This is a genomic window from Pseudomonas sp. P5_B2 (assembly GCF_056400445.1).
In genome coordinates, this window is record NZ_JBFULH010001048.1 from 1 (window position 1) to 1,080 (window position 1,080).

Here is a 1,080-nt window from a genome sequence, read left to right on the forward strand (position 1 = left end):
AGCGGGAACATGTCCGGGTACAGGCGGGCTTGCAGGAACGCATTCGGGTCGATGTTTTTTTCGGTAGCGTGCGCTTCTGCTTTTTTCAGCACGTCACTCAGGGCGGTGAGCATTTGCTTGAAAACAGGAACGGAAGCGTCGTACAGGGAAATGGTCATGGCAGTCTCGTGTGGTGACAGGAGGAGAAAACGTCGGCCGATTATAGCCATGCCCGCCCTCCCTGGACGGGTCTTTTTCCGCAGCCGCGCACCTTCACCGCCGCAATGGCGTGTGTCACCACCGGCACCGTTACCTTGGGGTACAACAAATTCTGTTGCCATTGGCGCCCGTCAATCTAAAGTGCATTCACGCAAGTGAAAAACATGAACCGGGTAAGGATGCGCCACCATGAGCACTGAGCAAGAGACGACCTTCGACGAGCCGCGGCTTAACAGCACGGAAATCCGCATTTTGGGCTCGCTGATCGAGAAACAGGCCACCAGCCCGGAAACCTATCCGCTGACCCTCAACGCCCTGGTGATTGCCTGCAACCAGAAAACCAGCCGTGAACCGGTGATGAACCTGACCCAAGGCCAGGTCGGCCAGAGTCTGCGGGCGCTGGAAGGACGCGGTTTCACCAAACTTGTCATGGGCAGTCGTGCGGATCGCTGGGAACACAAGGTCGACAAGGCTCTGGAGCTGGTGCCGGCGCAGGTGATACTGACCGGGTTGTTGTTCCTGCGAGGTCCGCAGACGGTCAATGAACTGCTGACCCGCAGCGGGCGCATGCATGAATTTGAAGACGCCGAACAGGTGATTCATCAACTGGAGCGTTTGATTGCGCGGGGCTTGGCGTTGTTGATTCAAAAACAAGCCGGTCAGCGGGAGGACCGGTATATGCATGCGCTGGGGGATCCGGCGGATATCGAGGTTATCCTGGCGGCGCGGCAGAACCCGGTGGAGCGCGGCGGCGGTAGCGGCGTTTCGATTGAGCGAATCGAAGAACTTGAAGCGCGCATTGCCGCGCTGGAGGAACGCCTGGCACGCCTTGAATAACAACTCAATCCCTTGTAGCAGCTGCCGAGCAGCGCGAGGCTGCGT

The 1,080-nt window shown here is 58.6% G+C and carries 2 protein-coding genes; one reads left to right on the top strand and one right to left on the bottom strand.

Features of this window, described 5'->3' with window-relative positions; all coding sequences use genetic code 11:
* Positions 1–158, bottom strand: a 158-nt coding sequence (locus AC1DRJ_RS29055) for a DUF1993 family protein (RefSeq protein ID WP_477805166.1), incomplete at its 3' end; no start/stop codon positions are given.
* Between the two features lie 229 nt (positions 159–387).
* On the opposite strand from AC1DRJ_RS29055, the gene AC1DRJ_RS29060 reads away from it, so the two are divergent.
* Positions 388–1,035 (top strand): YceH family protein, encoded by a 648-nt coding sequence (locus AC1DRJ_RS29060; RefSeq protein ID WP_477805165.1) that lies wholly within the window; start codon positions 388–390, stop codon positions 1,033–1,035.
* The last annotated feature ends 45 nt before the right edge of the window (positions 1,036–1,080 follow it).